The 22,767-nt window shown below is 38.3% G+C and carries 18 protein-coding genes and 1 pseudogene; 4 read left to right on the top strand and 15 right to left on the bottom strand.

Annotated elements, in window-relative coordinates:
• Position 1: 1 nt before the first annotated feature.
• The 4 genes from B1NLA3E_RS05220 to B1NLA3E_RS05205 all read right to left on the bottom strand — a co-directional run bounded on the left by B1NLA3E_RS05220 (position 2) and on the right by B1NLA3E_RS05205 (position 4,678).
• The gene (locus tag B1NLA3E_RS05220) at positions 2-1,069 is read right to left on the bottom strand and encodes an ABC transporter ATP-binding protein (RefSeq protein ID WP_015592796.1); all 1,068 of its coding nucleotides are present in this window, start codon (positions 1,067-1,069) and stop codon (positions 2-4) included.
• Positions 1,070-1,080: 11 nt separating this feature from the next.
• Positions 1,081-1,998: an ABC transporter permease gene (locus B1NLA3E_RS05215; protein ID WP_015592795.1), complete on the bottom strand. Its 918-nt coding sequence runs from the start codon at positions 1,996-1,998 to the stop codon at positions 1,081-1,083.
• Between the two features lie 2 nt (positions 1,999-2,000).
• Entirely contained in the window at positions 2,001-2,936 is a 936-nt protein-coding gene (locus tag B1NLA3E_RS05210; protein ID WP_015592794.1) for an ABC transporter permease, read from the bottom strand.
• 104 nt (positions 2,937-3,040) lie between these two features.
• Entirely contained in the window at positions 3,041-4,678 is a 1,638-nt protein-coding gene (locus B1NLA3E_RS05205; RefSeq protein WP_015592793.1) for a peptide ABC transporter substrate-binding protein, read from the bottom strand.
• Positions 4,679-5,298: 620 nt separating this feature from the next.
• Between B1NLA3E_RS05205 and trpS the strand changes: the two genes are divergently transcribed.
• Positions 5,299-6,288, top strand: coding sequence for a tryptophan--tRNA ligase (gene trpS / locus B1NLA3E_RS05200; protein ID WP_015592792.1), 990 nt, complete (start codon positions 5,299-5,301; stop codon positions 6,286-6,288).
• 81 nt (positions 6,289-6,369) lie between these two features.
• Here the strand turns inward: trpS and B1NLA3E_RS05195 are convergent, their stop codons facing one another.
• The 4 genes from B1NLA3E_RS05195 to B1NLA3E_RS05180 all read right to left on the bottom strand — a co-directional run bounded on the left by B1NLA3E_RS05195 (position 6,370) and on the right by B1NLA3E_RS05180 (position 10,704).
• On the bottom strand, positions 6,370-7,116 hold the full coding sequence (locus B1NLA3E_RS05195; RefSeq protein ID WP_015592791.1) for a YjbA family protein: 747 nt from the start codon (positions 7,114-7,116) through the stop codon (positions 6,370-6,372).
• 372 nt (positions 7,117-7,488) lie between these two features.
• The gene (locus tag B1NLA3E_RS05190; RefSeq protein ID WP_015592790.1) at positions 7,489-8,289 is read right to left on the bottom strand and encodes a DUF2268 domain-containing protein; all 801 of its coding nucleotides are present in this window, start codon (positions 8,287-8,289) and stop codon (positions 7,489-7,491) included.
• 179 nt (positions 8,290-8,468) lie between these two features.
• The gene (gene fabF, locus B1NLA3E_RS05185) at positions 8,469-9,710 is read right to left on the bottom strand and encodes a beta-ketoacyl-ACP synthase II (RefSeq protein ID WP_015592789.1); all 1,242 of its coding nucleotides are present in this window, start codon (positions 9,708-9,710) and stop codon (positions 8,469-8,471) included.
• 61 nt (positions 9,711-9,771) lie between these two features.
• Positions 9,772-10,704: a beta-ketoacyl-ACP synthase III gene (locus B1NLA3E_RS05180; RefSeq protein ID WP_015592788.1), complete on the bottom strand. Its 933-nt coding sequence runs from the start codon at positions 10,702-10,704 to the stop codon at positions 9,772-9,774.
• 233 nt (positions 10,705-10,937) lie between these two features.
• Here B1NLA3E_RS05180 and B1NLA3E_RS05175 point away from each other — a divergent pair, with 233 nt between their 5' ends.
• Together B1NLA3E_RS05175 and B1NLA3E_RS05170 are read left to right on the top strand one after the other, a co-directional pair.
• Positions 10,938-11,213: a hypothetical protein gene (locus tag B1NLA3E_RS05175; protein WP_015592787.1), complete on the top strand. Its 276-nt coding sequence runs from the start codon at positions 10,938-10,940 to the stop codon at positions 11,211-11,213.
• Between the two features lie 608 nt (positions 11,214-11,821).
• Positions 11,822-11,998 (top strand): annotated as a pseudogene (locus tag B1NLA3E_RS05170) (transposase); the annotation flags it as partial.
• 171 nt (positions 11,999-12,169) lie between these two features.
• Here the strand turns inward: B1NLA3E_RS05170 and B1NLA3E_RS05165 are convergent.
• Positions 12,170-12,997 carry an NAD(P)-dependent oxidoreductase gene (locus B1NLA3E_RS05165; protein ID WP_015592786.1) on the bottom strand — a complete coding sequence of 276 codons (828 nt, stop codon included), beginning with the start codon at positions 12,995-12,997 and terminating at the stop codon, positions 12,170-12,172.
• An 84-nt stretch (positions 12,998-13,081) separates the two neighbouring features.
• Positions 13,082-13,819, bottom strand: coding sequence for a hydrolase (locus tag B1NLA3E_RS05160; RefSeq protein WP_041580319.1), 738 nt, complete (start codon positions 13,817-13,819; stop codon positions 13,082-13,084).
• 174 nt (positions 13,820-13,993) lie between these two features.
• On the opposite strand from B1NLA3E_RS05160, the gene B1NLA3E_RS05155 reads away from it, so the two are divergent.
• Complete coding sequence (locus tag B1NLA3E_RS05155) at positions 13,994-14,194, top strand: YjzD family protein (protein WP_442852650.1); 201 nt, start codon at positions 13,994-13,996, stop codon at positions 14,192-14,194.
• Positions 14,195-14,273: 79 nt separating this feature from the next.
• On the opposite strand, the gene clpB is transcribed toward B1NLA3E_RS05155, so the two are convergent.
• The 5 genes from clpB to B1NLA3E_RS05130 form a co-directional block, all read right to left on the bottom strand.
• Entirely contained in the window at positions 14,274-16,868 is a 2,595-nt protein-coding gene (clpB, locus tag B1NLA3E_RS05150) for an ATP-dependent chaperone ClpB (protein ID WP_015592783.1), read from the bottom strand.
• Between the two features lie 147 nt (positions 16,869-17,015).
• Entirely contained in the window at positions 17,016-17,195 is a 180-nt protein-coding gene (locus tag B1NLA3E_RS05145; protein WP_015592782.1) for a YjzC family protein, read from the bottom strand.
• Between the two features lie 281 nt (positions 17,196-17,476).
• Positions 17,477-18,436 carry an ornithine carbamoyltransferase gene (argF, locus tag B1NLA3E_RS05140; RefSeq protein WP_015592781.1) on the bottom strand — a complete coding sequence of 320 codons (960 nt, stop codon included), beginning with the start codon at positions 18,434-18,436 and terminating at the stop codon, positions 17,477-17,479.
• Positions 18,433-21,552 (bottom strand): carbamoyl phosphate synthase large subunit, encoded by a 3,120-nt coding sequence (locus B1NLA3E_RS05135; RefSeq protein ID WP_015592780.1) that lies wholly within the window; start codon positions 21,550-21,552, stop codon positions 18,433-18,435. Before B1NLA3E_RS05135 ends, argF begins: the two co-directional genes overlap by 4 nt.
• On the bottom strand, positions 21,545-22,624 hold the full coding sequence (locus B1NLA3E_RS05130) for a carbamoyl phosphate synthase small subunit (protein ID WP_015592779.1): 1,080 nt from the start codon (positions 22,622-22,624) through the stop codon (positions 21,545-21,547). The genes B1NLA3E_RS05135 and B1NLA3E_RS05130 overlap by 8 nt, the downstream gene beginning before the upstream one ends.
• Between the last annotated feature and the right edge of the window lie 143 nt (positions 22,625-22,767).

Here is a 22,767-nt window from a genome sequence, read left to right as displayed (position 1 = left end):
ATTATTTTACCTCCCCTACCAAAATCGGTTTATCAAAATTGGAGGCCATCTGGCGAATCCGTTTTTTCACCGTTTCTGGTGGTTCAACCTTTGGCGCATCTGGATGAAGAAGCCATGTACTAGCGAAATGTGTTTCAGAAATTTGATACAACGGTGGTTCTTCTTCAAAATCTATTGCGAGTGCATAAGGATTTCTAGCTGCAAAAGCATCTCCTATTGGTGGATTTGTTAAATCCGGAGGTGTTCCTGGTATCGCCGCAAGCTCTGTTTTCTCATGATTATCAAGGCTAGGCATAGATGCTAATAAGCCCCATGTGTACGGATGGCGAGGATCGTAGAAAATTTCATCTACCGTGCCCAATTCGACTATTTTTCCTGCATACATGACCGCAACCCGATCTGCCACGTTTGCGACAACTCCGAGGTCATGAGTAATGAAGATAATAGATGTCTCCATTTTATTTTGTAAATCTTTCATTAACTCTAATATTTGAGCTTGAATCGTAACATCTAGTGCAGTTGTTGGTTCATCAGCAATTAACAGCTTCGGACTAGCGGCAAGTGCAATCGCGATCATCGCCCGTTGTCTCATTCCACCCGAGAATTCATGTGGGTATTGATTTACCCGTCTTTCAGCCATGGGGATTCCTACTAAATGAAGTAACTCAACTGCACGTTGCTTTGCAGCAGCGGTTGACATATTCTGATGTTTTAATAGGACCTCCATAATCTGACGTCCTACCTTCATCGTCGGATTTAAAGATGTCATCGGGTCTTGGAATATCATACTGATTTCCTTACCGCGTATTTTTTCCATTTGTTTATCTGTTTTAGGTACAATGTCGTCACCATTAAATAGAATTTGCCCACCTTTAATTTTACCAGGCGGCATCGGAATCAACTTCATGATGGTTTGCGTCATAACTGACTTTCCTGACCCTGATTCCCCAACAATTGCAAGTGTTTCGCCTTTAATAAGGTCAAAGCTAACACCGCGAACAGCTTTCACTTCTCCTCCATATGTTTGGAATGAGACCTCTAGATTTTTTACTTCCAATATTTTTTCCATATTCTCACTCCTTATTTCCGTAATCTTGGATCAAGCGCATCACGTAATCCGTCCCCAATAACGTTAAAAGCAAAGATTGTTAAGCAGATAAATGTCGCTGGGAAGAATAAGCGCCATGGGTAGTATTTAATTGCGGGTAATCCATCTGAAGCCATAGTTCCCCAACTCGCTAACGGTGGAGTTAAACCTAAACCTAAATAACTTAAGAAAGACTCTGTAAAAATTGCCGAAGGAATAGATAATGTCATCGTAACCAAGATTGGACCCATTGTATTAGGAATTAAGTGTCGGCGCATAATACGTGGTAACCCTGCACCAAGTGTTCGTGCTGCAAGAACATATTCCTGACTTTTTAAAGACAGGACTTGCCCCCTAACAATCCGTGCCATGTTAATCCATCCTGTAATGGTCATTGCTAGTATCATTGTCGATAAGGATTGACCAAGAACTACCATTAATAATATGACAAGAAGTAAATAAGGTACTCCATAAAGAATATCCGCTGTTCGCATCATAAATTCGTCAACACGACCGCCTTTATACCCAGAGAAGCCCCCCCAAAAAACGCCAATTGTGAAATCTACTAACGCTGCTGCGATACCAATAAATAGGGAAATCCGTGCCCCTTCCCACGTTCGGGTGAACATATCTCGTCCAAGATCATCAGTTCCAAACCAATGCGCTGCTGATGGGGCTTTGTTGGTATTCATTAAATCAGTGGTTCTGTAGTCAAATCCAGTCATATATGGTCCAAAAGCAGCCATGAATAGGAGTATGATTAGTAACACAACTCCAAACAAAGCCAACTTGTTTTTTCGAAAACGAATAAAAACATCTTTCCAAAAGGAAAGGCTTGGTTTTGAGATTTTCTCTGCATCAGATATTCTACTGCCCACTAATTGAAATTTATCTTTTGATAGTTGTTGCATCGTTATTCTCCTTTCTTCCCGCCAGTCAATTTAATCCGCGGATCTATGAATCCATAGGCAATGTCGACAAGAAGAATAGACATTAGTAATAAAATGCTATAGAAAACTGTGACTCCCATGATAACGGTATAATCACGGTTAGCAATGCTTAAAACAAAGTGAGAGCCTAACCCGGGAATCCCAAATATTTTTTCAATTACAAAACTTCCTGTGATAATTCCTGCTGATAACGGACCCATATAAGATACTACCGGTAAAAGAGCATTACGGATGGTATGCTTAATTGTTATTACACCTTGGCTCAATCCTTTTGCTTTTGCTGTTTTTATATAATCATTGCTCAATACCTCTAACATGCTAGACCGTGTTAAACGGGCGATAAAGGCCATTGGTGTTGATGCTAATGCCAACGCAGGAAGAATAGAATGCATAAAGGTCTCCCATCGAGCGACTGGAAAAAGACCTAATTTAATTGCTAAGAAATATTGTAAAATGGTTGCCATGATAAATGATGGCACAGAAATCCCCATTACAGCCACAATCATTGCCGCATAGTCCTGCCACTTATTATGTTTTAGCGCTGCGATAACTCCAAGTAAAACACCAAATGCAAGCGCAATGAAAATTGCTTCTGCCCCAAGTGTTAATGAAACTGGAAAACCGTCATTTATCAAATCATTTACTGTTCGTGCCTTGTATTTAAAGGAAGGCCCCAAATCCCAATGAGCAATTTTGACTAAATAATCTCCGTATTGAACATACCATGGCTTATCAAGGCCATAATGAGCATTAAGGCTTGCTTCAATTTCAGGAGGCAATTGTTTTTCTGATGTAAAAGGATTACCTGGTGCTATTCTCATAAAGAAAAACGTTGCTGTAATAATGAGGTATAAGGAAATAATCATATACAACAATCGTTTTGATATATATTTTGCCACTAGATACACCTCCATTATTTTCTATATATCTGTAATCAGAAAACGAAGGTATATGGGAAAAACCCATATACCTTGTTTTAACTCTTTGATTTTTGGCTATTTGTTTATTCGAAATAAGCCCATTTTAATTGGATATCACCAAGTCCAGAAATAACGACACCTTTTAGGTGGTCATTTTGAACCCAAGTATCTGTATAGAAGTAGATTGGCGCAACTGGCATATCATCGATAAATATTTTTTCAGCATCTTTTAACAATTGAAAACGCTTGTCAGGATCTGCTTCTTTCGAAGATTTATTAAGTAGCTCTTTAAAATCTGCATTTTCCCAGAATGTATCGTTATTACCACCGTTTTTATCTTTGTATAATTCAAGGAAGTTAATCGGATCATTGAAGTCACCTAACCAACCCATACGACCAATTTGATAATCCCCAGAATGAAGTTTGTCAATATAAACCTTCCACTCTTGGTTATCAAGAGTGACATTAACTCCAAGATTTTGCTTCCACATATCTTGAATTGCTTGAGCAATTTTTTGATGTCCTTCATTTGTGTTGTAAGATAGAGAAATTGCAGGTAAATCAGCTGCACTCTTAAGGTTAAGTTCTTTTAATCCTTTTTCTAAGTACTCCTTAGCCTTTTTCACATCGTTATCTTTAAAATACCCTTTTGTGTTTTCTTTAAACATGGATGGAGGTACTGCCGCCATTGCTGGGATTTCTCCACCAAGAGAAACATTTTCAACAATTGCTTTACGATTAATCGCATAAGCGAAAGCTTTACGAATGTTTTTGTTATTAAAAGGAGCTTTTTCTGTGTTGAATTTGTACCAGTAAGTACCAGCTATTGGTTGGGATTTTAACTTCTTATCTGCTTTTAATTGCGGAAGCACATCGGTTGGAAGATACCCTAATGGTTTTCCTGCCCAATCCAACTCGCCGTTATCAAACATTGAAAGCTCAGTGTTTGCATCAGTAATCATCGTCATTTCAACTTTTGTAAGCTTAACATTTTTGGCATCCCAATAGTTTTCATTTGGCTCAAGGACAATTTTGTCACTGTGAGACCATTCAACCATTTTGAATGGGCCGTTTGATGTATATTTATCACCAGCATCAACATGCCAGTTTGGATTATCTATTGCAATTTTACTGTTAACTGGGAAATATGTGTAAAATGCAGTTAACTCTAAGAAGTAAGGAGTTGGATTTTCAAGTGTAACTTCCAAAGTTTTGCTATCTATTGCTTTAACCCCAACAGCGTCAGCAGTTCCAGTACCTTCGTTAAAAGCTTGTGCGCCTTTAACGTAATACAACTGATAGGCATATTGAGATTCGTTTTTAGGATCTAAAGCCCATTTCCAGGCATAAACGAAGTCTTCTGCAGTAACAGGGTCTCCATTAGACCATTTTGTATCACGTAGTTTAAACGTATAGGTAGTTAAATCTTTACTTGTTGTGATTTTTTCAGCCATAGCTGGTTGTGGTTTTCCTTTAGCATCAAGGCGAGTTAAACCTTCGAATGTTTGGTGTAAAACACCGCCTGATGTTGAATCGTTTGCCAATCCTGGGTTTAAGGAGAATGGCTCTGTTGAAATGTTTAAATGCAATTCTTGTGGAACATCCGATTTAGTTCCATTAGAATCTTTTTTGCTGTCAGCATTATCTTTCCCACCACATGCAGCAAGGAACATGCTGAGTACTAATAACATACTAAAAAAGACTAATAATCTTTTCTTCACGTTTTGACCCCCTCTTTTTTTATAGGCAAACGGTCCTCACACTGTCCTTTCCTCTATAAACAATTGTACGCCTCAGGTATATTTATATAATAATCTGTCAATTTTAGTTAAAAAAGAGACAATAAAAAAATAAGTTTATACTCTTTTATGAAGAGACCCTATTGATGTCTGAAAATACTTCCTCAGACCCTCTCTACAACTACATTAGTTATAAACTCATTTTATTAAAAATACTTGATATATACAGTTTTGACAGAAATGTGACAGGCTTGGTATGTACCCATTTGTTAGGTTTATTATAAATAGTTTGAATTCTGATTGCAAGTCCGATTTCAGTGAACACTTTGCTAATTTCTACAAAACATGCAAAAAAACCAAGATTAGTCATCAAAATTCGACAGAAATATTTATTATTCCAACAAAATAAAATTATTTGCCGTTTAATTTTTCACTACCAATAAATTTTGTATTCCGAAATTTATTGGTAGCCTCTATTGATTTTAATAAAAAATTGTTATAATTATTATTAGTAATGAATAGTCAAATGTGGAGAAATGGACCATTTGTCCTTATTCAGATAGGATGAATGGTTTTTTATTGTTAGAAGGAGGAATATCTTAATGAAAACGATTTTTTCTGGGATTCAACCAAGTGGCACAATTACCCTTGGAAACTATATTGGTGCAATGAAGCAGTTTATTGAGCTTCAAAACGAATACAATTGCTTCTTTTGTATTGTTGACCAACATGCTATTACCGTCCCGCAAGATCGATTAGAACTAAGAAAAAACATTCGGAGCCTAGCTGCCTTATATATTGCATGTGGAATAGATCCTGATAAAGTAACATTGTTTATTCAATCAGAGGTTCCAGCACATGCACAGGCTGGTTGGATGATGCAATGCATATCCTATATCGGTGAGTTAGAGAGAATGACACAATTCAAAGATAAATCAGCTGGGAAGGATGCTGTTTCTGCGGCATTACTTACATACCCACCACTTATGGTGGCGGATATTTTATTGTATAGCACGGATATTGTCCCTGTTGGTGACGATCAAAAGCAGCATATAGAATTAACTCGTGATTTAGCCGAGCGTTTCAATAAAAAATATAATGAAATCTTTACCATCCCGGAAATACGGCTTCCTCAGGTTGGTGCAAGAGTCATGTCGTTACAAGAGCCAAACAAAAAAATGAGTAAATCCGATCCAAACAAAAAAGCGACGATCACCATGCTTGACGATCCTAAGCAAATTGAGAAGAAAATAAAAAGCGCCGTTACAGATTCTGAGGGAATCGTGAAATACGATAAAGAAAACAAACCAGGTTTATCCAACCTGTTATCGATTTATTCAATTCTTTCAAAGCGGTCTATTTCTGATTTAGAAGCCGCATATGAAGATAAAGGATATGGTGAATTCAAAGCAGATTTAGCTGAAGTCGTTGTCAGTGAAATCGAACCCATTCAACGTAAATATCACGCTTTAATGGAGTCATCAGAGCTAGATGAAATTTTAGACCGTGGCGCAGAAAAGGCAAATTTTGTTGCCGGAAAAATGTTAAAAAAGATGGAAAATGCAATGGGACTTGGGAGAAAAAGAAAATAGTAGCAATAAAAAGCAAGAAACTGTCTGCGCTTTTGGCTGGACAATAACTAAAAAAATTGAGGAGCTGTTTTTAACAGCTCCTCAATTTACTTTTGGGCCATGCTCCATTTCCCATAACTTTTCAAAAAATGGTTGGCCTTTGACGATATTTTCACAAAACTTTTGATGTTTGCTTGTCCAACCGTATTTAGTCTCTTCAAATAGTTGAACCCAGGCTTCTTCAAAGGTTAGCATTTGGATCTCAGAATATTGCTCAGGGCGCCACTCTGTAAACCAATACCGGATTTCAGCAACATTTTTCGATGAATATAAATGATCCAATGCCATAAATAACAATTGCTTTAGCTGACGTTCCTTTCTCGTTAATCCCCTCATTAATTCTGGCTCTGGAGATAGAATGTGGAAATCCTTATTAAATTCTTTTTGATCAAATGAATAGTTAATTACATCTTGATTTTCTAGCATTTCATAGGCAAGCTGTTCTTGTCTTGGAATAATTCTGCTTTTCCTAATTGGAATATTATACCCCATTGTATCAACTGCTAAGATTCCAGACCCATCTGAAATAACAAAACAGTGGTCAAGCTGAATGCGTTCATGATTTTTTCGTAAATAGGCTTTTTGATAAACATCATGAAGAAGCTGTTGCGGAAGCTCTGACAAATCGTTTTCGATAAAAAGAAAAAGAACTGGATCAATTTTTAGCAATGGTACTTGGTCGAGCAGTTCAACTGCATCGTCTTTGCGCCATTCGTGGAAATGACAGATATTATAACCGTTTTCTTCCCCTTCGAACCAGTTCACCCAAACATCATGAAGATACAACATGAATTTACCCCTCTCTTCAAGAAACTGTTTGTCAATCAGTATGGTCAGAAAACAGTTAAATTATTCCTTATTCCCTAGGGTTTTACAGAATGATCTTGCCCATTTATAAAATATATGATGGATGTTTATTTATATGAAGGCTGTGTTAAAGCTCAATGTTGATTTTTTACACAATGTTGATTGGAGTGGAAGGCGCGAAGACTCCTGCGGGAGCAGCGGGACAGGTGAGACCCCGCAGGCGCCTAAGCGCCGAGGAGGCTCACCGCCCGCCCCGCGGAAAGCGAAGCGCCTGGAGCGGAAATCAACATTCTAGTTTAACAGAGCCTATATGAAAAGAAACACCAAATAATGGTGTTTCAGAAATCCTTGAAGTTAAACAAATGTCGAACTTAAAAAATCATCAAAATTTAGTGTAAAGGATGATCCTGTTTTCATGTTTCTACTTTGTTTGTATTTAGCAATCATCGAGTATCCTGAAGCATATCCTAACATTTCTGGTACTCCTCTTCCCCCGAAAAGCAAATGATCGTGTTGGGAATGGTCTTTTTTCACTGATAAATTCTTTGCTAAAAAACGTTTCCAATAACTAATAATTTGTTCATCCGAATACAATTTGCACCACTTTGCAAGGTACTCTTTACCGCAGTTTTCCTCAACTGCATGTTCGGCAAGTCCTTCAAGGACAATTGAATCCAAAAGGGTGTAATCCTTTATATCCTTTTTAATATAATTCATCCGACATGCATGGTGATATTCATGAACAAAAATAGCTTCGATTTCTTTATTATCAAGTTCTGGGGTTAGAAAAAGAAACAACTTATCAGGAAAGGTTAGACCAGACTTCCTGTTTCCATTATCATTGCGGTTGCCAATTTGACCGAATGAACGATAACGATCACCTAGTGGGAATATATAGATAGGGATATTAGGTCCTCGCCACTTGAGCCGATATTTTTTATAGATTCCTTCAACAATGCCCCAAACATCATGTTCTTTCAGTTCTTCAAAATTTCTTTTACTTTGTTTAGTCGGCTTGTACATTCCATATTCTATTAGATACCGATAAAACGAACGTGGGTCTTCATCACTTTTTTCATTTAGTGTTTTTTTGCACATTTCAATGGGATTTGCAAAGTACTCCTCTATCCATTCGTCAGTTCTGATTACCCCCATTTATATCTCCTCCATCATTGATTTTATTAATCAGCTTATGATGGCAAGGAAAATTGCGTGCAAAGACCCATTCGTTCTTTATTCGAATATTCCTATTTAGTTACAATAACAAAAAATAGGCTGGTGAAGGAAATCCCTTCAGCCAGCCTATTTTTTTCGATTTTTAAGAAAGGACTTTATTAGCCTTGATACTTTTTAAATACAATCGATGCGTTATGTCCGCCAAAACCTAGTGAATTACTCATAGCAGTATTAATTTCTTTTTGTCTTGCCTGATTTGGTACATAATCGAGATCACATTCTGGATCAGGAGTTTCTAAATTAATTGTTGGAGGAATCGTTCCCTCTTTAATGGCTAAAACAGAAAAAATAGCTTCAATACCACCAGCCGCTCCTAATAAGTGACCAGTCATCGATTTTGTCGAGCTCACTGGAACATTGTAAGCATTCTCTCCGAATACCTCTTTTATTGCCGCTGTTTCATACTTATCATTGTACCCAGTGCTTGTACCATGAGCATTGATATACTCAATATCTTCTGGAACTAATCCACCGTCGGCAATAGCCATTTTCATCGCACGTGCACCGCCTTCTCCACCAGGAGCAGGCGCTGTAATATGATAAGCATCACCAGTTGCACCATAGCCAATTATTTCCGCATATATTTTTGCACCTCTAGCAAGAGCGTGGTCAAGCTCCTCCAATACGACAATTCCAGCACCTTCGCCAACAACGAAACCATCACGATTTTGATCAAATGGTCGACTAGCTGTTTTCGGATCTGGGTTTGTAGAAAGTGCAGTGTTGGCACAAAAACCAGCAACCGACATTCTGGTAATTGGTGCTTCTGCCCCACCAGTTACCATTACATCTGCATCCCCTCGTTGGATTACCTTAAATGCATCCCCAATCGAGTTAGTTCCTGTTGCACACGCAGTAACCGTACAGGAATTAATCCCTTTAGCACCGAGCATAATCGAAACCTGTCCGGCAGCCATGTCCGGAATAATCATCGGTACAAAGAACGGACTTACTCGTTTGTAGCCACGATTAAGAAACGTTTCAAACTGATTTTCGAATGTTTCCATTCCACCAATTCCTGAGCCAATCCAAACACCTACGCGTGGGGCATTTTCGTCAGTAATTGTTAAGTTGGCATCCTTTACGGCCATCGTCGATGCAGCCACTGCATAATGGGTAAAGCGATCCATCTTTCGTGCATCCTTCTTATCCATATATGCTTCTATATTAAAATCCTTTAACTCTGCAGCTACTTTAGCTGGATACTCATCTGCATTTAATCTTGTTAGCGGGCCAACTCCCGAAACTCCTGCAATAAGATTTTCCCATGTCGTTTCTACGTCATTTCCTAGCGGAGTAACCGCTCCGATGCCTGTAACGACAACCCTTCGTTTTTCCATTCCTGTAGCATCTCCTTTTCTAAGTATATTGCAGAATAAATGGTATGATTTTAGTTAGTTCTTATTTTCCCCAACGTAGAGTAATTGCTCCCCAAGTCAAACCACCACCAAAGCCGACCATTACAAGTAAATCGTCATCTTTGATTTTTCCGTTTTCAAGTTCCTCTACAATCGAAATAGGAATCGAAGCTGCAGAAGTATTGCCATATTTATGAACAGTTTTCGACATTTTTTCTTCTGGAAGATCCAACCGCTGTCTTGATGCTTCCATGATCCGAATGTTTGCTTGATGTGGAACAAGCAAATCAACATCCTCTTTGGTTAATCCAGCTTTCTCCAATACATTTGCTGCACTTTCACCCATTTGTCGAACAGCGAATTTAAAAACCTCACGGCCATTCATGATGATATATTCGTCTTGATATAAATGTTTTGCTCCTGTTCCATCTGCACCAAGCTCAAATGATAGGATTCCTCTTCCTTCAGAAACAGGTCCCATAACGACTGCACCAGCGCCATCACCAAATAATACTGCAGTGTTTCGGTCATTCCAATCGGTAATTTTCGAAAGCTTCTCGACACCAACAACTAGAATGTTCTTATACACACCGCTTTCAATGAACTGCTTCGCCGTAACCATCCCGTACATAAATCCGGCACAGGCTGCACTGATATCCATCGCAGCGGCTTTTTTTGCACCCAAACGCTCTTGCAGAATGCAAGAAACCGTAGGAAACGGTTGATCAGGGGTAACGGTTGCCACTAAAATTAGGTCAATCTCTTCCGGTGAAATATTAGCATCCTCAATCGCTTTTAGAGCTGCTTCATATCCCATGTCTGATGTGTTGACAGAATCATCAGCGATTCTCCGTTCTTCAATCCCCGTCATGGTACGGATCCATTCATCTGTTGTATCCATTCTTCGTTCTAGTTCCTTATTGGTCAAGATTCTATCTGGCAAATATCGACCTATTCCCTTTATCCCTGCGTTCATGGAAACAACTCCTTTTTTGATACATTTATAATGATATTAAATAGTATTTTTTATTATCAATTATTATGACTTGGTACTAATTTTATCAAAACTGAAACTTCTTTTGCAACTTTTTTTTACTTAGCCCCCGTACTCAGCCATTCTTCTCAGTTTTTATCAGCACATAACCATACAAAATAATCCTTTATTCATAAATTAATAATAAACCTTTTTAAAGGGAGGTACCATTTTTTATGGAAAACAACCATCAAGAAAGAAAAAGTCAGCTTCAGGGTGACCCTTTTTCCAAGCTAATGTTTGGAGAACGGAAGATAAAAGAAGAAACAGATTTGAAAGAAGAAACTAGTTTGGAAAATACCATTGAAAAAGCCATCGCAAAATATTTGGATGGTGTAAATGTTGATGAGTTATTTAAAACCATCGATTTATTTATGACATCAACAACACAGCTCAAACCTCTATTCAATAAAGTTAGCCCCCATATCATGAAATTAATTAAGAAAAAGTGAAGAGGCGAAGATTCATCACTAGGCTGGCGAGAAACTCTCGACAGTATATCACCTAAATTTTTATGAATAATTATTAATAAATAGGCTGTTCAATAGGTCTGTTGATTTCCGTTCCAGACGCTTCGCTTTCCGCGGGGCGGGCGGTGAGCCTCCTCGGCGCTTAAGCGCCTGCGGGGTCTCACCTGTCCCGCTGCTCCCGTAGGAGTCTTCGCGCCTTCCACTCCAATCAACAGGGCGGTCCCAATATAGACCTTCCACTCAACCGATAAACAATAAAAATAAATGGTAAAATCAAAGTTTAAGCCAAAGTGAATATGAATTTGTGTCTATTGATGAATTAGTTCCAGACGATCACCTTCTTCGTTTGATTGACTAATATATTTATTTTTCGTTTCTTCTTGAAAAGGTCCTCCTTATTATAGCGATGATAACGCCCCCTACTGTTCGATCCCCTTATTCTTTTTAAAATGATGTTTATTAGTTATCTTTATGGCATGACTTAAACAAGACAATAGAAGAGGATAGAATCAAACACGGAAAAAAGCCATTAAAAGAAAAAGGGAAAGTGACAAGGAAATTCGAGATAGTAAATGGCTTTATATATTTGGAAAGAAAAAATAGAGCGAAGCTTTGCAGACTCAAATGAGATGCATGGGCTTCGCTACTGCCGGTTACGGGGATTGAAGAATGATAGTGAACAGACTTTCCTTACTGCAGCCTGCCAAAATATAAAAAAATTGCAATACATTGAGGGAGGCTGGATAAGGTGTGTTGCAATTCTTTAGGTTGATTGAAGCGAAGCACCTGGAGCGGAGATCAACAGTTCCCTTAGCATAGACAATCTCATATAAAAAAAATGGCATTTAATGTTCTAACAAAATGAAAAATTGCCGAGAAAATTACCTTTTTCTACAATCTGAGGCTGAAGAGTCAGCCCCTTTCTTTTTTTATTACTCTCATACTCCAGATAAAAGCCGCATTAAATGTAATTGTTGTTGGGTTAAACCTTGCTCAAATCCGATACTTTCACACACCTCAACCTTTATAATATCAGAGGATATAATTTCCCTACCAAGTTCACCCTTTTCATAAATATCGGGATTAATTTCCAGAAAATCCGCGCATTTTTTCCAGTGACTCGTAACTGCACTTTTTAGCAAACACGTTTGAATCTCGTCATCTTCTACAATCTTCATTATTTCGTCGACCGCGTCTGTAATATAGATTGCGTCAAACACCCATTCATTTTCACTTAATTGAAGACCCTGTCTCTCCCCCACTTCATTTAAAAAAACCTGCTGAAAAACATTTTCCATTGGCTGCCAAGGTCCATATAAAGTGGGCAAATAAATGGTTTTCGAACTTAGGTGACTTCTGTCAATTTCTTCTAAAATCCGCATGATAACCTGTTCTTCTATTTCCAAGTATTGGACTGGTAAAATAACAACGATTTGTGTATTTTCCATTTCTCGTTTCGCATGAACTTGTGCAAATGCTAATTCAATTTGAGCTTTTATATTCTTTGGTTCATTTTTTAAAAATAAATCAAACAGAGAAATAATGATTATTCCGCCCTCACCATTTTGAGATGACTGAGCCCATTCCTCAAAACTTAATTCTTCAAAATTAGCATTCCTGCCAACCGTAAACCGCTTTTCTTCTATAAAACGGTCTTGACCACTGTCAAAGGGAATACATTGAACAGTATTCCCTTTATCCAGAAAAGCTGTGCAAAGGTAAAAACCTAAAAACCCGTATCCTCCAAAAATCACTGCCTTGTCCATCGCATAGCCTCCCTGAACAATCTCATAGTATCCTATGCGCAAGGAGAATTATTTATATCATTTCTTATCATTTGGTTCTTCTGCCTATAGAATAATTTCATAAGCCTTAAACAAGTTAATTAGATATTTATTTAGTTCCGACTTTTTTTCTGGAAGCATATAGCATATAGAAACTGATTTCCCCTCTTCTTCCCATCTTGTGCTGAGTTGGCTTGAAAGTTCAGATTGTTTATAGGAACGATTTCCCGACAAAATATGAATGATGTTAAGCGGACAATTTAAAGGAACATTCGGTTGAATATCCATGTTAAGAAATCTTTTTTCAACCTCTTTAACATCCAACCCATATGAAATGGCAATTTCTTTGAGTATTTTTTTGTAAAAAAACTTGTTTTCTTTTTCGTGTTCCAATTGATCTTTTAATGTGAAGACTGGGTTAAGCAACTCAACAGAACGAATTCCCTGTCCCATTTCCTTAACTAATTTTAACGCAACAAGTGCGCCCATTCCTTCAGCTAAAATATGGATTTTCCCATTTAATATCTCAGTCCTCATCATGTAATCATAAAGTTGCTTTGCTAATCTTACAGCTTTATCGCTCCCCCAATTTTTCCCATACAGATTAGAATAAAATACCGTGTATCCAGCTTGCTTAAAATGATTGATTAATGCTAGTCTTCCTTCATTTTGTGTCCAAAAGCTGTTTTCTTTATCTACAAAGCTTCGTTCATCACCAATTATAAGGATACCGAAACCAGTAGGCTGTTGAGGATAATGAACAACATTCCATTCGGTATCCAATTGAAAGTTTCGGTTCTCCATTAAAAAAACCCCTTTATCCATTTGTACATAATAATGTATGAATTTTCAAAGGAATTGATAAGGAGGTTCGCCTATCTTTCCTTTATTGTCGTTAAGGCCAAAGTGTCAGAAAAATTGCGTTTATTATTTTGGATGGATATGGTAAGATGTAATGAGGAATACATATAGTTAGAGGTGATTTCTTTGAGATATTTTTGGACTTTTTTCTGGACAGCCATTCTTGTTCAAATGGTCGTGTATGTGGGTAGCTCCATGATTGGCACAGAATTCGATTTTATGACTGGTGTTATCTTAGCTATTCCAGTCACTGTATTACTAATTGTGATCCCAATGATTATTCCTAACGATCCAGTTGGAAAAGAAGGAACACATTAAACACAACGCTCTTTATTTTTGAGCTTGTTTGAATTATTTTTCCAAAAGAAAAAGCTGACCCTAGAGTCAGCTTTTTCTTTTATTTTTCAATTTCTAATGATCCATTCTTTAGAACAATTTTGGCTTCTTTACTACTAAATAAATCTCCAGCAATAATCAGCTTCGCTAGCTTGGTTTCAACTTCGCGCTGAATAAATCGTTTTAATGGTCTTGCACCATAAACTGGATCAAACCCGTTTTCGGCAATAAACGTTTTGGCTTCATCAGTAAGCCGTAAGTTTATTTGTTGATCAGATAATCGTTTTTGTAAATCAATAACGAGCTTGCTAACGATTCCTTTTATTTCACCCAATCCTAACGGTTTAAACAGTAAAGTTTCATCTACACGATTTAGAAATTCTGGGCGGAAATGATTTCTAAGCGTCGCCATCACTTTTCCCCTAGTCTCTTCAGAAATATTTCCGTCTTTCATGGCTTCGTCGATTAATAAATGGGAACCAAGATTACTTGTCATGATGATTACTGTATTTTTGAAATCAACTGTTCTGCCATGTGAATCCGTAATTCTTCCATCATCAAGCATTTGCAGTAGAATATTAAATACCTCTGGATGTGCTTTTTCAATTTCATCTAGCAAAATGACTGAGTATGGTTTGCGCCGCACTGCCTCAGTCAATTGTCCACCTTCCTCGTAACCGACATATCCAGGAGGTGCCCCAATTAACCTAGAAACAGCGTGTTTTTCCATATATTCCGACATATCAATTCGGATCATTTGTTCCTCGCTATCAAACAATGCATTAGCAAGCGTTTTGGCTAGTTCTGTTTTACCGACTCCAGTTGGTCCAAGGAAAATAAATGAACCAATTGGTCGATTAGGATCCTTGATTCCGGCACGTGCTCTTAGTACGGCATTTGCAACAAGTTCAATCGCTTCATCCTGGCCAATCACCCGTTCATGAAGAATGCTCTCAAGGCGTAACAGCTTTTCCCGTTCTCCCTCAACAAGCCTCGTTACTGGAATACCTGTCCAGCGTGCCACAATTGAGGCGATTTCTTCTTCGGTTACTTCTTCTCTTAAGAGTTTTGATCCTTTATGGTCATTTAATTGCAATTCAAGCTGTTTTAATTCCTTCTCAGTTTGCGGTATTTTCCCATACCGCAATTCAGATGCTTTATTTAAGTCATAATCGTTTTCTGCTTCCTCAAGTTCTCGACGCAACTTTTCGAGCAACGCCCGCTGGTCACGGACCTTCTGAATTCCGTCCTTTTCAATTTGCCATTGGGCCTTCATACTATTAGCCCTGTCCTTTAAGTCAGCCAACTCTTTCTTTAAAATTTCTAAGCGATTTTGACTTTGAGGATCATTTTCCTTTTGGAGTGCAGCCTCCTCAATTTCAAGTTGCATCACCCTACGTACCACTTCGTCAAGTTCAGTCGGCATCGAATCAATTTCCGTACGGATCATAGCACACGCTTCATCAATTAGGTCTATTGCTTTATCCGGAAGAAACCGATCGGTAATATAGCGGTCTGATAAGGTCGCAGCGGCTACAATGGCTCGGTCGTGAATATTCACGCCATGGTGAATTTCAAATCGTTCCTTTAACCCTCTAAGGATTGAAATGGTATTTTCAACATCTGGCTCTTGAACGATGACTTGTTGGAAACGACGCTCAAGGGCTGGGTCTTTTTCAATATATTTTCGGTGCTCATCTAAGGTTGTTGCTCCAATACAGTGAAGCTCACCTCGTGCAAGCATCGGTTTCAGCATATTACCTGCATCCATGGCTCCTTCTGTTTTACCTGCTCCAACGATGGTGTGAAGTTCATCAATAAATAATAGGATTCTTCCTTCACTTTTTTCCACTTCATTTAAAACAGCTTTCAAGCGCTCTTCAAACTCACCTCGGAATTTGGCACCAGCAATGAGCGCACTCATATCTAGAGCAAATATGGTTTTATCCTTTAGCCCTTCTGGAACATCCTTGCGAACAATCCGTTGCGCAAGCCCTTCTACAATGGCCGTTTTCCCTACCCCAGGTTCACCAATCAACACTGGATTGTTTTTCGTTTTCCGGGAAAGAATTCTGATCACATGACGAATTTCATTGTCACGCCCAATGACTGGATCCATTTTCCCTGTTTTTACTTCTTCTACTAAGTCTCTACCGTATTTTTTTAATGCTTCATAGGTTGATTCAGGATTTTGTGAGGTCACCCTTTGATTCCCCCTTATCTCTTTTATTGCTACTAATAGCTTTTCCTTTGTTACTCCAAGCCCCGCTAAAATTTTTCCTACTTCACCGCGAACAGTCATGGCACCAAGTAAAACATGTTCAATCGATAAAAAGTCATCCTGGAATTGTTTCATTTCCTTTTCAGCTTCAGTTAGGATTTTTTGCAAGTTTGCGGTAATATACAGATTCCCTTGAGCAACACCGGTACCTGTTACCTTTGGCTTTTTTTCTAGTGCTTTTGCTAATTGGCTCTTAAATGCTTCCACTGGACATTGTATTTTTTCCAGTACTGACGATACTAAATTATTCTCCTGCTCGGTGATGGCCAAAAATAAATGAAGATCATCTACTTCTTGATGTTCATTTTGACGGGCAAGTGATTGGCCTGACAATATTGCTTCTTGTAATCGTTCTGTCATTTTGTTAATATCCATATCAGTTTCCTCCTCGACTTTGACCTTTCCTGACCTTTGACTTTATTATATTCCTTTTTTTCATATAAGAAAAGCCATCCGCTGCCGGATGGCTTAAAATTTTTTCAACATAGATAGATGTTTAGCGCTAGGGCGCCTGCGCTTTTCTTATGGTCGGCGCTGGTAGGACCAGATGCGATCGTCATTCGAGTTTTCTGGGAACTTATCCCCTGCTTTTAATCTGACTCTTTTTGGATTGTTTACAGTACTTCCTGAATCACCAATTTCAATATAAATCCCATTATTCGGTGCTTTTTGCCCCGACTTAAATTGTCTATTTTGCCCCATCTTCCTAACCTCCTTGAAAATGTTTCACTCACTATTATCTCCTAAGTTAAATTGAACATTACTTGTTGTTTTTATCCAAAAAAAAAGCTATCCGCCAAATTTGAGTTTCTATCCGCGAAATTTGGGCTCTAATCCGCGAAAAAGTTTTGCCAATCCGCGAAATTTGGACTCCAATCCGCGAAAAAGGCTTGCCAATCCGCCAAACCTCAATTTCCAAACTGCCGTCAAAATAAAAAACGAGGCCACCTCCACAACAATGGAGGTAGCCTCGTTTTATCTAATTAGTCTTTTAGGATTTCTAATAACAAAGCTTTTTGAGCATGTAGTCTATTGCCTGCTTGCTCAAATACTACAGAGTTAGGTCCGTCAATCACGCTTGCGGTCACTTCTTCTTCTCTATGAGCCGGTAAGCAGTGCAAGAAAATATAATCTGATTTTGCATTTTGAACTAACGCATCATTTACTTGGAAGCCAGTAAATGCTTTTAGTCTTATTTCATTTTCTTTCTCCTGTCCCATGCTAGTCCATACATCGGAATACACTACATCTGCATCAGTGATAGCTGCTACAGGGTCGGTGGTAATAACAACCTTCGCGCCACTTTCAGCTGCAAATTGGTTTACCGCTGCAGTTACCTCAGCATTTGGTTCGTAACCTTTCGGAGAAGCAACCGAAATATCCATTCCCATTTTTGCACAGGCAATCATTAATGAATGAGCCATATTATTACCATCGCCGATATAGGCTAACTTCAGTCCTGCAAGCGTCCCTTTTTGTTCATAAATTGTTTGCAAATCAGCCAAGGCCTGACAAGGATGATATAGGTCAGTTAGACCATTTATTACCGGAATGGAAGCATGTTCAGCTAATTCCTCAATGATAGAATGGGAAAAAGTACGAATCATTATGGCATCCAAATAGTGCGATAACACTTTAGCTGTATCAGAAATTGGCTCTCCTCTTCCGATCTGCAAGTCCTTACTATTCATTACAATTGCTTGACCGCCTAATTGAAGCATTCCCGCCTCAAAGGAAACTCTCGTTCTTGTCGATGACTTTTCAAAAATCATTCCCAAAATTTTTCCTGCCAACGGCTTACCATGATCAGACCCAGCAAGCTTTTCGCTTTTTAACTGAATTGCTTTATCCAATAATAATTTAATGGTCTCTGACGAGAAATCCATTAAAGTTAAAAAATCATTCCCTTTTAGCTTATTATTTATTACATCCGTTTGAATCATCCTACGGTCACGTCCTTATTAATAGTTTGATGCCAATGGCCAATCGGTTGAACATTCCAGTCCTCAACAGCTACGGCAGTAAGAAAAGCTTTCATTGTTTCTTTTTCAGTGAAGGTTGGAATTCTGTTTCTTGTTGCTTTTTGTCTTGCTAAAATATCAATAGCCTGCTTTTGGGTATCGTAGAAAGCGACTGTATTTTTATCAGTCAACATTTCTTCTAACATATCGGTTTGGACCACCTCAATATTTACCTTTTCTGCAAGGGCTTTTAATTCAGTGATATCATCCAGGTTGCTACATATTAACTTTCCACCTTGAATTTTCTTTCCAACATTAACATGAAGCCATTTAGCTAATCCTTCTTCGAGGTTCTCAGCAATACTAATACCTTCGCCAGTTGATTTCATTTCCGGCCCAACTTTGGAATCTAATCCTCTTAGAGCGTAGTTTGAAAACACTGGGTACTTAATACAAGTGAAAGGCAGCTTAACCGTCTTATACTGTTCAGAACTATTCGACAATAATAATTTCCCAAGCAATATTTTTGTTGCAATTTGGACTAAAGGTTGACCAGTCACTTTACTAACAATTGGCACCGTTCTGCTTGCACGTGGATTCACTTCTAATACCAATACATTTTCTCCATCAACGATAAATTGGATATTCATTAATCCTTTGTATTGCAGCTTCTTCACCATTTTTCCTGCGTAGGAAATCATCAACTGTTCAACTGCTGTTGAGAAACTTTGTGCAGGAAGAATTGCCAAACTATCCCCAGAGTGAACTCCAGTTTTTTCAATATGTTCGACAATCGTTGGAACGAAAATATCCACTCCATCCGCTGCTAAATCAAGTTCCGCTTCCTGAGCGTAAATGTATTGATCGACCAGAATCGGATAAACTACACTTCCACTAGCCAAGGTGCTTTCCAATTCTTGCTGATTTTTAATGACTTCCATTCCTTTACCACCAATGACGTAAGAAGGTCTAAGCAAGATTGGGTAGCCAAGATTTTGGACTGCTTCAAGCAATTCAACTTCGTTGTTAGCTATGTCTCCTCGAACATGTGGTATTTCCAATTCATCAAGTAGACTATAGAACCGTTCACGGTCCTCTAAGAAGTCAATCATTTCTGAGCTTGTTCCTAGTAAATTTACCCCAAAATCCTCAAGTTCCTTTGCTAAATTTAAGGATGTTTGGCCACCTAATTGAACAATTACATCGGTAATTCCTTCTGCATCCACTACATTTAAGATCGATTCAATCGTCAATGGTTCAAAATAAAGCTTATCTGCTGTCGCAAAATCCGTACTCACTGTTTCTGGATTGTTATTAATCATGATTGTCTCGATATTTTCATCTTTTAATGCTAACACTCCATGAACGGAACAATAATCAAATTCAATTCCCTGCCCAATTCGTATCGGACCACTCCCAATAATAAGAACCTTTTGTTTGTTTGAAGGAGTTTGTTCATTTTCACCATCGTAGCTTGAATAATAATAGTTAGAAATAGAGTGGAATTCAGCTGCACAAGTATCCACCATCTTATAAGCAGGAAGGATTCCCACCTCTTTTCTTAATTTTCTAACCTGAGCTTCGGTTATTCCCCATTGTCTAGCTAAGTAGTGATCACTGAAGCCCTTTTTCTTATATAGTTGCAATGCTTTCTTCGTAATCGACTGGGAGTCTGTATTGATAATTTCGCTTTCAAGGTCTATTAGCTTTTTAAAGCGAATCAAATAGAACAAATCGATTTTCGTCATAGCATGCAAATCATGAATATCTACTCCACGGCGTAGTAGTTCAAAGATGATAAATAATCTTTCATCTGTTTGCTCCTTCAACATTTGGGTTAGTTCCTCTAGTGATTTTTCGCCTAATATTGGAAGCGCTAAATCATCATTATCTATTTCCAGCGAATGAATCGCTTTAAACAAGGCTCTTTCTAAATTTCGATCGATTCCCATCACTTCTCCGGTTGCTTTCATTTGTGTTCCAAGCTTACGGTCTACTTGCGGAAATTTATCAAAGGCCCATTTAGGAAACTTAACAACAACATAATCAAGTGCAGGTTCAAAGCTGGCAAACGTTTCTCCTGTTACTGGATTAATTAATTCTGAAAGAGAATAACCAACTGCTAATTTTGCCGCCATTCTGGCAATCGGATATCCAGTTGCTTTCGATGCAAGTGCTGAGGAACGACTTACCCTAGGATTGACCTCAATTAAATAATACTGTTTGCTATTTGGGTCTAAGGCAAATTGGATATTACAACCACCAACGATTTTTAGTGCCGAAATGATTTTTATTGATGCTGAACGGAGCATTTGATACTCATCATCTGTCAACGTTTGAGATGGAGCCACGACAATCGAATCCCCAGTGTGAATTCCTACTGGATCGATGTTTTCCATATTACATACTGTAATACATGTATTCATCGAATCTCTCATCACTTCATATTCTACCTCTTTATAGCCAGCAATGCTCTTTTCAATTAAACATTGGTGTATAGCACTTTCCTGCAAACCACTCGTAACAAGGCCGATAAGTTCTTCGTGATTGTTTGCAATTCCTCCACCTGTTCCACCAAGTGTGTAGGCAGGACGAATGATAATAGGAAAGCCAATTTCCTCTGCGAAGGAAACTGCTTCTTCATGACTATGAACGATAGTACTATCTGGAACAGGCTCCCCTAATTCGTTCATGAGCGTACGAAACGCTTCACGGTCTTCACCTTTTTTTATAGAATCTATTGAAGTACCAAGCAAATTAACTCCATATTTCTCAATAATCCCCGCTTCACTAAGTGCGAAGGCTAAATTCAAGCCTACTTGCCCGCCGATTGTCGCCAACATTCCGTCAGGACGTTCCTTGGCAATAATTTTTTCCAAACTTTCTACTGTGAGCGGTTCAAAATATACGGAGTCCGCACAAAACTCGTCAGTCATGATGGTAGCTGGATTATTATTAACTAGGATTACTCGATATCCTTCTTCTTTTAGGGCCATGCATGCTTGGGTTCCTGCATAGTCAAATTCTGCAGCCTGCCCAATAACAATTGGGCCGGAACCAATTACTAGGATTGATTGAATGCTTGTATCTTTAGGCATAAGTCACAACTCTCCCGTTATTTGCTTTCACAATTTCTATAAATTCATCAAAGATGTATTCGCTGTCGCTTGGACCCGGGTTAGCCTCAGGGTGAAACTGAACGGTCTGAAGTGGTAGAGTTTCGTGTACCATTCCTTCGATAGAGCGGTCATGCAGATTATAAAAACGAGTTGATAGACCTGTTCCTAATAAACTTTGTTCATCCACGACATAACTATGGTTTTGTGAGGACATGAACACTTCATTTTTGTTTAGATCACAAACTGGGTGATTTGCTCCACGATGACCGAAAGCAAGCTTGGTTGTGTCTGCACCTAAGGCTAATGCCGATAACTGATGCCCTAAACAAATTCCTAATGTTGGAAAAGCTGAAACAAGTATTTTTATTTTTTCCAGTTCATCGATTAAATCCTTTGGATCACCAGGCCCATTTGATAATAAAACCCCATCAGGTTTAAGTGATAATATTTTGTTATAGGTTGTGTTGTACGGGACAACGGTTACTTGGCAATTTCTCGCTAATAGCGCTTTAATAATTGACTGTTTACATCCAAAATCAACAAGGACAATGTGATGTTGACCTTGGCCAAAAGTTTTGATTTGTTTAGTTGATACTTCCTGAACCTTGTTTTTTGCAGGTAATCCCAACTCTAATTTCATACCCTTTTGTTTAGAGAGGATTGCAGGCATGGATCCTTTGTCACGGATGTTTTTCACAAGCGCCCTTGTGTCAATATTATCCAATAATGGAACATCCCATTTTTCCAAGTATTGCTTTAATGTAAACTTTGCTTGATAGTGAAATACATCGTCATTTGCTTCGTATACGATGACACCAGCAACATGAGGTTTTTCACTTTCAAAATCGGCTTCATTGATACCGTAGTTACCGATAAGTGGATACGTAAAGACAACAATTTGATCTTTATATGAAGGGTCTGTTAACACTTCTTGAAACCCTGTCATTCCTGTATAAAAAACAACTTCACCACTAATTTCATTTGACGAAATATCAGTAATCCAATTTCCCTCAAAAATTTCCCCGCTTGCTAATTTTAAAAAACCGCTCATATTGTGCACCTCGAAGATTTTTGTATAAATATATCATAAAAATTAATATTTATACATTAAATTTTAAAGAAAACTCGCCGTCTTCCATCCAAAATAGCGGCATGGCAGGGGCGAAGTCGTGAATAAACTAAAAATTTTTATTT

It is taken from the genome of Bacillus sp. 1NLA3E, assembly GCF_000242895.2.
GTDB lineage: Bacteria > Bacillota > Bacilli > Bacillales > Cytobacillaceae > Bacillus_BU.
The sequence above is the reverse complement of the archived record's forward strand: the minus strand, read 5'-3'. Positions and strand labels throughout refer to the sequence as shown.

Excerpts from the sequence above, each read along its gene's own strand:
- argF (WP_015592781.1), bottom strand. The coding sequence starts at position 18,436 with ATGATTCAAACGGATGTAATAAATAATAAGCTAAAAGGGAATGATTTT.
- fabF (WP_015592789.1), bottom strand. The coding sequence starts at position 9,710 with ATGGAAAAACGAAGGGTTGTCGTTACAGGCATCGGAGCGGTTACTCCG.
- B1NLA3E_RS05190 (WP_015592790.1), bottom strand. The coding sequence starts at position 8,289 with ATGGGGGTAATCAGAACTGACGAATGGATAGAGGAGTACTTTGCAAAT.
- trpS (WP_015592792.1), top strand. The coding sequence starts at position 5,299 with ATGAAAACGATTTTTTCTGGGATTCAACCAAGTGGCACAATTACCCTT.
- B1NLA3E_RS05220 (WP_015592796.1), bottom strand. The coding sequence starts at position 1,069 with ATGGAAAAAATATTGGAAGTAAAAAATCTAGAGGTCTCATTCCAAACA.
- B1NLA3E_RS05135 (WP_015592780.1), bottom strand. The coding sequence starts at position 21,552 with ATGCCTAAAGATACAAGCATTCAATCAATCCTAGTAATTGGTTCCGGC.
- B1NLA3E_RS05175 (WP_015592787.1), top strand. The coding sequence starts at position 10,938 with ATGGAAAACAACCATCAAGAAAGAAAAAGTCAGCTTCAGGGTGACCCT.
- B1NLA3E_RS05180 (WP_015592788.1), bottom strand. The coding sequence starts at position 10,704 with ATGAACGCAGGGATAAAGGGAATAGGTCGATATTTGCCAGATAGAATC.
- B1NLA3E_RS05195 (WP_015592791.1), bottom strand. The coding sequence starts at position 7,116 with ATGTTGTATCTTCATGATGTTTGGGTGAACTGGTTCGAAGGGGAAGAA.
- B1NLA3E_RS05165 (WP_015592786.1), bottom strand. The coding sequence starts at position 12,997 with ATGGACAAGGCAGTGATTTTTGGAGGATACGGGTTTTTAGGTTTTTAC.
- B1NLA3E_RS05130 (WP_015592779.1), bottom strand. The coding sequence starts at position 22,624 with ATGAGCGGTTTTTTAAAATTAGCAAGCGGGGAAATTTTTGAGGGAAAT.
- B1NLA3E_RS05160 (WP_041580319.1), bottom strand. The coding sequence starts at position 13,819 with ATGGAGAACCGAAACTTTCAATTGGATACCGAATGGAATGTTGTTCAT.
- B1NLA3E_RS05215 (WP_015592795.1), bottom strand. The coding sequence starts at position 1,998 with ATGCAACAACTATCAAAAGATAAATTTCAATTAGTGGGCAGTAGAATA.
- B1NLA3E_RS05145 (WP_015592782.1), bottom strand. The coding sequence starts at position 17,195 with ATGGGGCAAAATAGACAATTTAAGTCGGGGCAAAAAGCACCGAATAAT.
- clpB (WP_015592783.1), bottom strand. The coding sequence starts at position 16,868 with ATGGATATTAACAAAATGACAGAACGATTACAAGAAGCAATATTGTCA.